Source organism: Dyella sp., assembly GCF_035277725.1.
GTDB lineage: Bacteria > Pseudomonadota > Gammaproteobacteria > Xanthomonadales > Rhodanobacteraceae > Dyella_B.
This window is the reverse complement of the sequence record NZ_DATEJY010000164.1, coordinates 1-12233: the sequence shown is the minus strand read 5'-3', so window position 1 is coordinate 12233 and position 12233 is coordinate 1. Positions and strand designations below refer to the sequence as shown.

Here is a 12233-nt window from a genome sequence, read left to right as displayed (position 1 = left end):
GTTGACTGCCACATTGCCGCTACGCGCGCAGCAAGGCCCGGAGGGTGCGTATTGCGCCAGCAATGACAACCGTTTCGCGCGTTGCCAGGTGCCCTGGCGCGACGCGGTGCTGGTGCAGCAGTCGTCCAAGACGCGCTGCATACGCGACCAGACATGGGGATTCGATCGTTACGGAATCTGGGTGGATAAAGGCTGTCGCGGCCAATTTGCGCCGGCGTACGGCCGGCCGTATGACGGCCGGCCAGGGCAAGGTTGGGGCCGTCCGCCGCAACAGATGCAGGTGCGCTGCGAAAGCCACGGCGGTAACCGCCAGTTCTGTCCGGTGGACCTGCGGCGCGACGATCAGGTGCGCATGGTCAACCAGCTTTCCGGCGCGGATTGCCGGCAAGGTCGCAGCTGGGACTGGTCGCGCGACGGCATCTGGGTGGATCGCGGCTGCCGCGCCGTTTTCGTGGTGGATCGCCGCTACTGACAGTCGCTGTTTTCGGATTTTTACAGGTTGGGTTGGCGTGGCGTAGTGCTGCATGTCAGGAAGCACGATGTGCTGCTCACGTCGCGCCCATCCACAACGAAAAGGGAGTTCATCATGCGTCGCCGTCTGCTTCTGGGTTTGTTGTTTGCCAGTGTGACTGTCCATGCCGCTACGTCGCTGCGCGTGGGTGACAAGGTGCTGACGATCGGCGACAGCGCCGCTTATGTGCAGCAATTGATGGGGCCGCCGACGGTGCGCAACTATCTGCATCGGCGCGATGGTGGCCTGCCGGATGACCAGGTATCGCGCGGCGAGCAATGGCAGTACGTGCAGGACAACAAGGTCGAGATCATCACCATCGTCGGTGGCAGGGTCACCAATTTCCAGACGGAATACCATTGATCGCATGCCGGCACCGGCGCTCGTTACCGAACGATTGATACTCCGCGGCGTCACGGAAGCGGATGCCGAGTCGTACGGACGCCATTTCGTCGACTACGAAGTGATTCGGCACTTGTCGGCCGACGTACCGTGGCCTTATCCGGCGGATGGTGTGCGCAGTTTCATCCGCGATGTGATCGTGCCGGTGCAAGGACAGGATCGCTGGATATGGGGCTTGCATCGCAAGGATGTCGACGGCGTGATCGGCGCCATCGATTTGCGTCGCCACAGTGAGCGGAAAAACCGCGGGTTCTGGTTGGGCCGCGCGTTCTGGGGCAGGGGCTATATGACCGAAGCGGTGAGTTGCGTGAATGATTTTGCGTTCGAAGCATTGGGCTTGGAGCGATTGGTGTTTGCCAATGCGGTGGGGAATGAGGCCTCGCGCAAGATCAAATTGAAAACGGGCGCGCGGTTTATCGGCGTGGCGCCCGGCAGGTTCGTCGATCCCGCCTATACGCAGCAGGAGATGTGGGAGTTGACCAAGGAGCAATGGCGCGCGTGGCGCCGCGATCACCCGTAGGTTGGGGTGCGAACCCCAACATGCTCGTCTCTCACGGCATCAGGGTGTTGGGGTTCGCACCCCAACCTACACTTGCACGACAACTTTTCCGAAATGCTTGCCTGCCAGCAAGTCGGTCAGGCCTTGCGGCGCCTGCTCAAGCCCTTCCACGAATTCCTCGCGCAACGTCACCTTGCCTTGCGCCACCCATCCGCTCATGTCGCGCAGGAAATCGGCAAATTCGGTCGCGTAGTGATCGAGGATGATGAAGCCTTCCACGCGCAAACGCCGCGCCAGGATCAACCCCATCAACTGCGGTACGCGGTTCGGTCCGTCAGGCAGGCGCGTGGCGTTGTACTGGGCAATCAGGCCGCACACCGGTACGCGTGCGCCGATGTTGAGTAGCGGCAGCACGGCATCGAACACAGCGCCGCCGACGTTTTCGAAGTACACGTCGATGCCCTTGGGCGTTGCCGCGGCGAGTTGCTCGGCAAAATCCGGCGCGCGATGGTCGATGCATGCATCCAAGCCGAGTGTTTCGACGGCGTAGCGGCATTTCTCGGTGCCGCCGGCAATGCCAATCGCGCGGGCGCCTTTGAGCTTGGCGATCTGGCCGACGATGGAGCCGACCGCACCGGTCGCGGAGGCCACTACCACCGTTTCGCCCTGCTTCGGCTGGCCGATCTGCAACAAGCCGTGATACGCGGTGAAACCGGGCATGCCCAGCACGCTGAGCGCCAGCGAGGGCCGGCTGATGCGGCTGTCTATCGCGCTGATGTCGCTGCCATCGGATAGCGCATAGTCCTGCCACCCGCTGGCGCCCACCACCACATCGCCCACCTTGAACGCGGGATGGCGCGATGCTTCCACGCGGCTCACCGTGCCGCCGACCATCACCTGGCCGAGTTCCACCGGCGGCGCGTAAGAAGGTGCGTCGCTCATGCGGCCACGCATATAGGGGTCGAGCGAAAGGTAGATCGTGCGCAGCAGCAGCTCTCCCTCGGCCGGTTGCGGAACGGGTTGGCTTTCGAGGCGAAAATCGCTGGGCGTGGGTTCGCCGTGCGGACGTGCCTGCAGCACGATGCGGCGGTTGACGTTCTGTGTCATGGGGATTTCCTTTGGCGGTGGTGTGCGCATGGTGGTAGCCGTTGCCGCGATCACAAGGGGCGTCGCCTGCGGCGAACGCATCTTTGCACGCAAGGCTGATTTCACAATGTCTTCACGCGGCGGCGAGATGAGCGCGTGGCATCGCCCCCGTCTTCTGCCGGCCATCGAAGTTGATGCAGAATGGCACGTGCGGCGGCCCATCAGGGCATGCCAAGGGGACAAGGGATGGCGGTAAGCATGCGGGCGAATGCAGCTGACGCGGGGCGCTGGTTTCGGCGCTTCAGCGCGAGTGCCGGCACGCGCCGTCGCCTCATCTGCTTTCATCATGCGGGCGGTGGTCCCTCGCTGTTTCGGGATTGGCACCAGCACGTGACGCCGTATACAGAGGTGTGGGCAGCGGCGATTCCCGGGCGGGAAATACGCGCCGCCGAACCGCCGCTCTATCGGCTGGATACGCTGGCCATGATGCTGGCCGAAAGCTTGCCGCTCGACCTGCCGTTCGCCTTCTTCGGCCACAGCCTGGGCGGCCTGGTCGGTTTTGAAGTGGCGCGGCAACTGCAGGAGCGGCGTCTGCCGCTGCCGCAACGCCTGTTCGTATCGGCGTGTGCCGCACCGCAGCTGTGCCGGCGGGAAAAATCGCGTGCCACGCTCAGCGATGCCGAATTGCTGCGCATGCTGGAAAGTTTCGGCGGCACGCCCAAGGAAATCCTTGGCCATCCGGACTACTTGCAAATGGTGCTGTCGGTGCTGCGTGCGGACTTCAACCTGATCGACAGCTACGTGGTGCCGGAAGACAGCACCTTGCGGCTGCCGATTACCGCATACGCTGGCACGGGCGATACGCACACCACGCCTTCGCGCATCCTCGCGTGGGAACGCTGGGCCTTGCCGGGTTTTGCCTGCCGCAGCTTCGAAGGCGACCATTTCTATCTTCACCATCAACGCGCGGCACTGATCGACGACTTGCTGGCGCGCTGGAGCGATGGCGAAGCACGGCGGATCCACAAGAGGTGATGCATGTTCGGTAGCATTGTGCTTGAAGCCGCCATTGGCATGATCGTGTGCTTCGGTTCGGTCGCGTTGATTGCCAGCAGCTTGCAGGAAGCCATGGCGTCCGTGTTCCGGCTGCGTGCCAGGACGTTGTTGAACGGCGTCAACCAGCTTTTGAATGGGCATGGCCTGGTGCTGGATATCTACAACCATGCACTGGTCAATCCGCGCAGCAACGGATGTGCAACCAGTATCGCGGGCCTGTCCTTGAAGCTGGCGCCGTCGTACATCGTGCCGCTGAACTTCGCGCGCGCCATGGTGGATTCCCTGCAGAAAGGGCAGGTGGCGTTTGCCGACCTGCGCCCGGTGCTGGAAAGCATTTCCGATCCCCAGATCCGCACCTGCCTTTGCAGCATGTATGACCGTGCTGCCGGCAGCGTGGCGCTGTTCGAGGCGGAGATCGCGCGCTGGTTCGATTCCGCGATGGAGCGGATTTCTGGCGCCTATAAACGGCACGCCCAGTTCTGGGCGTTCGTGCTGGCCTTGCTGGTGGCGATTCTCTTCAACATCGATGCCAGCCAGGTGTTGACGCATCTGTGGAAAATGTCCGCCACCGGCGTGTTCCACCTGCCTGCGGTGGGATCAGGGCCCGACGCCCACGACGCCTTGTCATACCTGGAACAGCTGCCGATCGGGTGGAGCGATGCACCGCCTATGGCCGCGGTGCTTTACATGATTCCCGGGTGGCTCATCACGGCATCTTCGTCGTTGTTCGGCGCGCCGTTCTGGTTTGGCTTGCTGGGGAAGGTCACCAATCTGCGCGGGGCAGGGGACAAGCCCACTTCGCCTTGAGGGCAAGCGCAGGCTGGGATGCCATCCCAGCTTCGTTGGTTCTCCTTGCGCCGGGATTGTCATCCCAGCCTGCGTGGGCGCTTCTGTTCGCCACGCATTTGGATGTCTAAATGTCCAGAGCTGTGTCACGCCACGGTCGCAAATGACAGGCGATGGCATCACTTCGTCAAGACGACGTGAGGATGCTTGTCCACCACTTCACAGTATCGGCCATTGGCCTTGCTGGATAACTCAATGTCCCGGCAAGACGTCGTAACGTTGCCGCCGGGCACGTAGCGTTTCCAGGCGAGGCACGTGGAAGCGCGCGATCTTGCGTGCCTCGCATGCATTGCACTAACGCTTGATTCGGCCCGATCGGGTCATTCACTTTGAAAAGGTGCTTAACCATGAAGACGCTTTTTGCTCTCAAGAACCTGTTCGCCCGCGAGAAGAGCCTGAAGGAATACGCCTGGTACATCTGGTACTGAGCGATCGAGCCGCGCTCCGCATAGGCGCGCGGTGGTGATGCAGCCCGCGCCGGCGGGGGATTCATCGACTCGCCGGACGCGGGATTCCTTATCCAGAACTAAAGAGATCGTCGATGGACATGCGCATCTCCGGCCGCCGTGCCCGCACCACTATCTTTGCACCCAGGCTGCAACAACTCTTGTGCGAGCATCGCGGTGAAGACGTCTTTCGCTTGGATCACGATACGGTCGGTGTGGCGGGCGCCGCTTTGTCCGATCAGATTCTCAGTGCAAGGCCGGCGACGGAATGGGAGCGTCCCACCTTCAAGCCCTTGCACGGACGATCCATTCCTCGCCCGGATGCGTTGAAATCGATGCAGGCGATCGGCCGCGACGTGCGCGCCGCCTTGAAGAAGCCTATCCCTGACGGCGTCGATTTGTCCGGTCCGTGGCCGCACGTCGGGCATGTCTATTTGCGCGATCTTATTCTCGGCAGCGATCCGCGCCGTTTGCGTTTTCTCATGAACCGCATTTTGGAATTGACGCCCAAACTCACCTGGGCAGTGATCGGCACGGGCGCCTTGTTGCCGGTAAAGCTGCAACCGGAAGCGTCCGCCATCGCGGCGTCGGTGGCGCAGGCGTCGGGCTATCACGATCGACGCTATGCGATGGGGCTTTATCGGCGCACGGCGGCGCCGGTCTGCTTCACCATCTCCACGCTGATCGCCAACGCGCTCTGGCTTGGCGCGCCGTTCGAAGACCACTGGTCCAATCGCAGCATTCTTTATGAGGCGCTGCGGCTGCTGCCGCCATCGTGGAATCTCTTGCGCAACGCTTCGCCCGAATACCCCGCGCTGGATGCGCGCATCGGCGAAAAAGACGACGTGCTGGTGCTGCCGCTGCTCAGTCATCGCGATCCGGCGCTGTGGGATGACCCGGATGAATTCATCCCGGAACGCTGGGGCAGCCTCAACCCCGATAGCCATCCTGGTTACCTTCCTTTCGGGCATAAATCCGAACGTTGCTGGGGGCAGCATATGGTGATGCCCTTGGCTGAGATGTTCCTCGACATGCTGCGTCACCAAGGGCTTGCGGTGAGCCCGCAGCAGACCACGGCGCACGTGCCGCTCGCCGGCCTGCTTGGCGTGGCGGAGGTGGACTGCAGGTTGGGTTAGCGCAGGTAGCCCGACATTTTCGGAGCGGTCCGTTGGGTTGCGGTGGCCTAGGGCCTGTTTACACTATTTGCGTGGCCCGCGCCGGGAGCTGTTTGCGCGCCAGCCAAGGAAGAACGAAGGCGTGTACGTCGGTCCACGACTGAGTGATGACGCTGGATGGCGGGCAAACAGACCCGGCCCTTCGGGTTGCCCTTGAGTGGCCGTCATGCGGCAGCGCGCGGCTTGGCTTGGCAACCAGCCAAGCCTGCGCCACGCACTACCACCTGACGACCACTCAAGGGCAACGCGGGCTACGCAAATAGTGTAAACAGGCCCTAACCCAACCTGCATCCTGCACATCGCAATTGCCTGCCACATCCAGGCATGCCATCGTTGCCCCGCGCCCTACGGCGTCAAGGAAACCCAGCGCTGCCATGCCCGTCATTCCCGAGCCGCTACCCATCTCGCGCGCAAGCCATCGCGCCTTGATCGTCATTGCCACGGGCGTGGTGCTGGCGTTGCTGTATTTCGGCAAGGACGTGCTGGTGCCCGTTATCCTCGCCATGATCCTGGCTCTGCTGATGGCGCCGTTCGTGCGCATGCTGCAGCGAATCGGATTGGGGCATGCGTATGCCGTCTTGATCGCGGTGCTGTTGCTGGCATTCATCGCCACCGGCTTGATGACGGTGATCGGTTCGCAGATCGTGCATTTGGCCAGCAGCCTGCCGCAATACGAGCAAACGATTCGCGCCAAGCTGCAACTGTTGCAGCAGGCAACCATTGGGCGTTTGCAGGCCATGCGTGGCGAGGCCGGTCAATTGTTCAATGCCTTGGGCAACAAGAGCCAGGCAGCAGGGCAGGCGGCGCCGGTTTCGAATACGCCCGCATATGCTGCGCCGGTTGAATTGCCGACCCTGGCCGGCGGTCCGTGGGACGCGATAAAAAGCGTGCTTTCTTCGCTGTGGAGTCCGTTGGAAACAGCCGGCATCGTGCTGGTGGTGCTGATTTTCATCCTGCTGGAATACGAATCCCTGCGTGACCGGTTTATCCGCGTGATCGGCGGCACCGATCTACGCGCCACCACCGTGGCGATCAACGATGCCGGCCAGCGCTTGTCGCGATTCTTCGTGTCGCAGTTTTCGGTCAACTTCGGCGTGGGCCTGGCAATCTGGATTGGCTTGGCGGCGATCGGGCTGCCCAATGCCTTGTTGTGGGGAACGCTTACCGCAGTGCTGCGCTTCGTGCCGTATGTGGGTGTGTGGCTGGCGGCATTGTTGGCGGCTTTGCTGGCAGCGGCGGTTACGCCGGGCTGGTCGCTGATGCTGCTGACGATCGGTTTGTTCGCCGCTGTCGAAATCATCGTCAGCCAGTTGGTGGAGCCGCAGCTTTATGGACACGCCACCGGTTTGTCGCCGCTGGCGGTGGTGGTGGCGGCAATTTTCTGGAGCTGGTTGTGGGGGCCGATGGGCCTGGTGCTGTCCACGCCGTTGACGCTTTGCCTGGTGGTGGCAGGAAGGCACGTGCGTTCGCTGACCTTGCTTGAAATTTTGCTCGGCGACACACCGGCGCTGACCATGCCGCAACGTTTCTACCAGCGTGCGCTTTCCGGGGACTCGCACGAAATTATTGCTGCGGGGCGGGAATTCCTGCGCCAGAAATCGTTTGCCAGGTATTGCGACGCCGTGTTGTTGCCGGCATTCCAACTGGCGCAAATGGACTTGCGGCGAGGCGAGATCAATCCGGAGCAATTGCGCCGCGCGCGCAGCGCCGTCGTGCGGGTTATCGAAACGCTAGGCCGCGAAGCGCCGGTGCAACCGCGCTGGCGTCACCGCATCTCCGTGCTCGACGACGACAATATCGGCCATTACTTGCGCAAGCAGCGCGAGAGCGTCAGCGGGCGCTGGCAAGGACCGCTGGCGGTCGCGCCGGGATCGATCGTGCTGTGCATCGACACCGGCGTGCGCGAAGACGATTTGCTCACCGAAGTGCTGGCGCGCGTGCTGCGCGAATTGCGCATCGATGCGCGTCACGTTTCTATCAAGGACGTGGAAGAGTTTCAGGAGGAGGCGCATCCGGAAGCCACGCCCAACGCGGTCTCCATGATGCAAGTGGTGATTGGCGACGTAACAGAGGAATGGGAACGCGCCGACGCGGTGACGCAGGAACTGCGGCAACGATTTGCCGACGCCACCATTGTCGCGGTTGTACTGCCCAATCTGCTGGAAGATCCGGCGCCGCCGGAGGCCGGTCCGCAGATCAATGTTGTCGTCAAATCATTTGAAGAAGCCGCGCAATACGCGCTCAAGAAATTCATGCCGTAGTACTCGCGTGGCTTGCGTAGGCTGGGATGAAATCCCAGCATCGGAATGCACGGGGAAGCTGGGATTTTCATCCCAGCCTACGGTTGGCAACATAATAGTCATACAATATGATTGTGTTGCCATTCGCGTGAGTTATCCATGATTAGAACCCTGCTCGCCGCCGGCATGCTCGCCGCCCTCGGCGTGGCCCATGCGCAGGCGCCTGAAACGAAGGCATACGCAACAGCCAATACCGAACGCGTTGAAGGCCCCTTGCTGCCATCCGGTCCTGATCCATGGGTCACCCAGCGCAACGGCGTCTACTACTACACCAGCACCGAGCGCGACCATATTTCGCTGCGCAAGACCACGGACATGAAGCATCTCGCCGATGCCGCACCCATCGTAGTCTGGCGCGCGCCGCCGCAAGGTCCGCATTCCGCCTCGATCTGGGCACCGGAACTGCATTACCTCGACGGCAAGTGGTACCTCTACGTCACCGGCGCCGACAAAGCCCATGACGATGACGCCCATCGCCACGTGTTTGTATTGGAGAACGATTCGCCCGATCCCACGCAAGGCAAGTGGATCGACAAGGGCACGCTGAAAACGCATTTCAACGGCATCGACGGCACCGTGTTCGAGCATGCCGGCAAGCGGTATTTCGTCTATTCGGCGTATGTTGGCGACCATAGCGACTTGATCATCGCGCCGATGACCACGCCATGGAGCCTGGGCGAGCTGCAGGTGGATATCGCGCATCCAACGTATACGTGGGAGATGCAGGGCGGCCGCAAGATTCTCGAAGCGCCGGAATTCATCCAGGGGCCGCGAGGCAGCCTGTTCCTGGCGTATTCGGCCAGTGCGTGCTGGTCGGACGGCTATTCGCTCGGCTTGCTGCAGGCCGCTCCGGATGCCGATCTGCTCAATCCCGCTTCATGGCACAAATCACCCACGCCCGTGTTGACCAGCTCCGCGCGGCTGGGCATCTACGCCCCCGGGCACAACGGATTCTTCAAGACCGCCGATGGACAGGACTGGATCATCTTCCACGCCAACGGCGGCCCCGATTGGAAATGCACGCCGCGCCGCGCGCCATACATCAAACCGTTCCATTGGAACGCACAAGGGCTGCCCGTATTCATGGACGGCGCGTAAGGCGCAACGATTCGTTCACGCGGCTTGGTGAGGAGTGGAGTAAACCTTGCCCACCACCGAGGGAGGCCCGAGCCATGTCCGATCATGTTTACAAGACGATTGAACTCACCGGTTCATCGAAGACCAGCAGCGACGAAGCCATCCGCTGTGCCATCGAGCGGGCGTCCAAGACGGTTCGCGACATGCGCTGGTTTGAGGTAACCAACGTGAGAGGGCATGTGGAAGGCGGCAAGGTGGCGCATTGGCAGGTGACGGTAAAGGTGGGGTTTACGCTGGAGTAGTGGCGTGGTTTGAAGATGTCGAGCGACATTTGCCAAGCGTAGGAAGCCCTTTGTTTGCTACAGATATGCTTCTTCTCCTGCGACAGCAGGTGTGCTGTAAATCAAATGCTCGTCATTCCGGCGAAAGCCGGAATCCAGTTTGAATACGTGTGCGAAGCACTCAAAACCTTTCCGGATTAGCGCCATCTCTCAACTGGAACGTACTGCAAACTTTGCAAGAATACTCGTCGCCCCGGCGAAGGCCGGGGCCTAGCGACTTTAAAGCGAAAGGCACTGGGCCCCGGCCTTCGCCGGGGCGACGAGACAGGAAGCGAACGGCCTGGCTGAGACATGACACTAACCAGGAAAACCTTTTATGCCGTGTGCTGCGCACGTCATTTTTGACTGGATTCCGGCTTTCGCCGGAATGACGAGCAAAGTTTCCGGCGATTGAGAACCTTAAGGGCACTTCTATAAATGGCTCTCAAGCGAAGCGGGCCTCTCGACCATTGCGGCAAACGGCTGGAATCCAGAACCGTAGGTTGGGGTGCGAACCCCAACGTCGCCATGCCGATCATCACGCTATGTTGGGGTTCGCACCCCAACCTACGCGGAGATGGCCATCCCGGGCATTCAGAAACGGATGTGTTGATTTATAGAAATGCCCTTAAGGCAGCACTCACACCGGCACCAACTCATCCACCCGATCCGCATCCGACGGCGGCGCATCCGCCGCCGCATTCACCGGGTTATCCAGGTGGCTGAGCAACCACGGCAACGTCACCGCGAGCAAATAGAACTTGGAGGCAAAGAACTTGTTGTCCAGGCAATGCCGGTGATCTTCCAGCCACTTCGCCGCACCCGGCAGCAATGCCTGCCCTTGTCGCGCAAATGCATGCACCTGCTCGAAGCGCTGCCTTGCCAAACCCAGCACATCGAAACGGAATGAGCCTTTCGACCTTACATACGGCAATGCGTTGAAGCGCTGCGCGATATAGCGGCGGACCAGCACTTTATTGACACCGCCGCGGCCGATCAGGCGATCATCCGGAACGTTATGGAAAATCCAGTCGCACAGTTGCTGGTCGCAATACGGATAAGCCACGCTCAGGCCCGCGGCAGGTGCGGTGTACATGCCTTTGGCAAATCCTGCTGCTTCCATCACCACCAGCACGATGCGCCGCACGCCCTCGGCGGAGCCGGCGGCTTGCATGTCGTCGCGGTAGGCTTCCATGCGCTTGCGCGAGTCGCCGGAGACGTTCGCGCCCAGTAGCGCATTCACCTCGCTGTCGCTGAAACGCGAGCCGGGGAAATAGCGCTCGAAACCATGCATCTGCAGAGTGCCGAGCGCGAAGCAAAGCTTGAAGCTGCGGCGTATGAGCGGATGCCTCAGCCACGCGCCGGGAACGCGCGTACTCCGAGCCAGCCAATAGAGCAGGTGGTCACGCAAATGCAGCGGCACGCCAAAGAAGGGATCCGCACCCAGCGCGTCGATAATGCCGTCGCCGCCGTGCAGGCCGATCTCGGTGGCGACGTCCACGTAGGAGAGCGTGGCAAAGTCGGCCGTCAGCAAGGGCATGCGTGCCGCCATGGCCAGGTAGCGATCGTAGGCGCGTCCCGGATCGCACACCCATGCCTCGTGCCGCAGACCAAGCCGGCGTGCCACGAAGCGCGCCGAGTCGACTTCGTTCTCTTCCTTGCCGCCCAGATACGTGATGCAGGTGGTATCCGGGCGCGTGTCCGCGATGGCGATGGCGAGCGACGTGGAATCCTTGCCACCGCTTTGCAACAGCCATGGCGAACGGATATCGGCCGCGCAACGTTGCACGGCTTGGGTCAGCAGTTGATGGAAGGTGCGCAGCAACACTTCGTCGCTGACGGCGCCGGAAGCCGGCCGCGACGTGGCGCGTGCCGACTGATAGGCGAAGTGAAAGCGGAACTCGTCCTGCACGCCTTGCTGCAGCGTAAAGCCCGTCTGCACGTTTTTTACGTCGCGGTAGATGGTGTGCGGCGGGTAGACGAAGCCGTTGCGCAAGAGATCGGCAAGCGATACCGGATCAATGGTGCGCGCATGAACGCGGCGGGTCTGCAGCGGCGAAAAGTCGACGGCAATGCGATCGAAAGGACTGGTGTGGAGATAGATGGGCCGGGTCGCCATCCGCTGCCGTTCCGGTCCATCGAGAAACGATGTGTCCACGCGACCACCCATGATTGATTGCCGTTGCAAGAACGCCAGTGCATCGCTGCCTTAAGTACCGCGCCGGGGCGTCGATCGCGTCGCCGCTGCGTTGCGAGCGATGATGAAAACGTGCATACGGCCATCACGCCGTGCCGTGTAACATCCCGCGCCGCGGTTTGCGCAGCTGTCGCGAATCTTAGGAAATGCTTTGTCTACGCTCGGTAAAAATTCACGCCCTAGTCTTACTGTGTCATAAAAATCAATGTAATATGTGTATAACTTGATGCCATGGGTGAGATGCGATGAGGACGGTGTCAAACCGCTTCGAGAAGTATCTGGAGTACTTGGCGGAAGGACTGGGTCATGCTGATCGCC

12 protein-coding genes are annotated in these 12233 nt (G+C 61.4%); 10 read left to right on the top strand and 2 right to left on the bottom strand.

Annotated features, from left to right (window positions below; translation table 11 throughout):
• The 3 genes from VJR68_RS14695 to VJR68_RS14685 form a co-directional block, all read left to right on the top strand.
• Positions 1-472 (top strand): DUF3011 domain-containing protein (locus tag VJR68_RS14695; RefSeq protein WP_324148840.1); only part of this gene is annotated, 472 nt, incomplete at its 5' end.
• A gap of 114 nt (positions 473-586) precedes the next feature.
• Entirely contained in the window at positions 587-874 is a 288-nt protein-coding gene (locus tag VJR68_RS14690; RefSeq protein WP_324148838.1) for a DUF2845 domain-containing protein, read from the top strand.
• A 4-nt stretch (positions 875-878) separates the two neighbouring features.
• On the top strand, positions 879-1433 hold the full coding sequence (locus tag VJR68_RS14685; RefSeq protein ID WP_324148836.1) for a GNAT family N-acetyltransferase: 555 nt from the start codon (positions 879-881) through the stop codon (positions 1431-1433).
• Between the two features lie 66 nt (positions 1434-1499).
• Here the strand turns inward: VJR68_RS14685 and VJR68_RS14680 are convergent, their stop codons facing one another.
• The gene (locus VJR68_RS14680) at positions 1500-2519 is read right to left on the bottom strand and encodes an NADP-dependent oxidoreductase (RefSeq protein ID WP_324148834.1); all 1020 of its coding nucleotides are present in this window, start codon (positions 2517-2519) and stop codon (positions 1500-1502) included.
• A gap of 237 nt (positions 2520-2756) precedes the next feature.
• On the opposite strand from VJR68_RS14680, the gene VJR68_RS14675 reads away from it, so the two are divergent.
• The 7 genes from VJR68_RS14675 to VJR68_RS14650 all read left to right on the top strand — a co-directional run bounded on the left by VJR68_RS14675 (position 2757) and on the right by VJR68_RS14650 (position 9700).
• Entirely contained in the window at positions 2757-3533 is a 777-nt protein-coding gene (locus VJR68_RS14675) for a thioesterase II family protein (RefSeq protein WP_324148832.1), read from the top strand.
• 3 nt (positions 3534-3536) lie between these two features.
• Entirely contained in the window at positions 3537-4361 is an 825-nt protein-coding gene (locus tag VJR68_RS14670) for a hypothetical protein (RefSeq protein WP_324148830.1), read from the top strand.
• 386 nt (positions 4362-4747) lie between these two features.
• The gene (locus VJR68_RS22080) at positions 4748-4828 is read left to right on the top strand and encodes a tryptorubin family RiPP precursor (protein ID WP_325369957.1); all 81 of its coding nucleotides are present in this window, start codon (positions 4748-4750) and stop codon (positions 4826-4828) included.
• A 113-nt stretch (positions 4829-4941) separates the two neighbouring features.
• A complete protein-coding gene (locus VJR68_RS14665) occupies positions 4942-5982 on the top strand; it encodes a cytochrome P450 (RefSeq protein ID WP_324148828.1) in 1041 nt (346 codons plus the stop codon).
• Positions 5983-6395: 413 nt separating this feature from the next.
• The gene (locus tag VJR68_RS14660) at positions 6396-8282 is read left to right on the top strand and encodes an AI-2E family transporter (RefSeq protein WP_324148826.1); all 1887 of its coding nucleotides are present in this window, start codon (positions 6396-6398) and stop codon (positions 8280-8282) included.
• Positions 8283-8420: 138 nt separating this feature from the next.
• A complete protein-coding gene (locus VJR68_RS14655) occupies positions 8421-9419 on the top strand; it encodes a glycoside hydrolase family 43 protein (protein ID WP_324148824.1) in 999 nt (332 codons plus the stop codon).
• A gap of 74 nt (positions 9420-9493) precedes the next feature.
• Positions 9494-9700 carry a dodecin gene (locus VJR68_RS14650; protein ID WP_324148822.1) on the top strand — a complete coding sequence of 69 codons (207 nt, stop codon included), beginning with the start codon at positions 9494-9496 and terminating at the stop codon, positions 9698-9700.
• A 658-nt stretch (positions 9701-10358) separates the two neighbouring features.
• Here VJR68_RS14650 and VJR68_RS14645 read toward each other — a convergent pair.
• The gene (locus tag VJR68_RS14645) at positions 10359-11837 is read right to left on the bottom strand and encodes an asparagine synthase-related protein (protein WP_324148820.1); all 1479 of its coding nucleotides are present in this window, start codon (positions 11835-11837) and stop codon (positions 10359-10361) included.
• Positions 11838-12233: the final 396 nt, after the last annotated feature.

Coding starts and splice junctions, on each gene's coding strand:
- VJR68_RS14690 (WP_324148838.1), top strand. CDS start 587: ATGCGTCGCCGTCTGCTTCTGGGTTTGTTGTTTGCCAGTGTGACTGTC.
- VJR68_RS14685 (WP_324148836.1), top strand. CDS start 879: ATGCCGGCACCGGCGCTCGTTACCGAACGATTGATACTCCGCGGCGTC.
- VJR68_RS14680 (WP_324148834.1), bottom strand. CDS start 2,519: ATGACACAGAACGTCAACCGCCGCATCGTGCTGCAGGCACGTCCGCAC.
- VJR68_RS14675 (WP_324148832.1), top strand. CDS start 2,757: ATGCGGGCGAATGCAGCTGACGCGGGGCGCTGGTTTCGGCGCTTCAGC.
- VJR68_RS14670 (WP_324148830.1), top strand. CDS start 3,537: ATGTTCGGTAGCATTGTGCTTGAAGCCGCCATTGGCATGATCGTGTGC.
- VJR68_RS22080 (WP_325369957.1), top strand. CDS start 4,748: ATGAAGACGCTTTTTGCTCTCAAGAACCTGTTCGCCCGCGAGAAGAGC.
- VJR68_RS14665 (WP_324148828.1), top strand. CDS start 4,942: ATGGACATGCGCATCTCCGGCCGCCGTGCCCGCACCACTATCTTTGCA.
- VJR68_RS14660 (WP_324148826.1), top strand. CDS start 6,396: ATGCCCGTCATTCCCGAGCCGCTACCCATCTCGCGCGCAAGCCATCGC.
- VJR68_RS14655 (WP_324148824.1), top strand. CDS start 8,421: ATGATTAGAACCCTGCTCGCCGCCGGCATGCTCGCCGCCCTCGGCGTG.
- VJR68_RS14650 (WP_324148822.1), top strand. CDS start 9,494: ATGTCCGATCATGTTTACAAGACGATTGAACTCACCGGTTCATCGAAG.
- VJR68_RS14645 (WP_324148820.1), bottom strand. CDS start 11,837: ATGGCGACCCGGCCCATCTATCTCCACACCAGTCCTTTCGATCGCATT.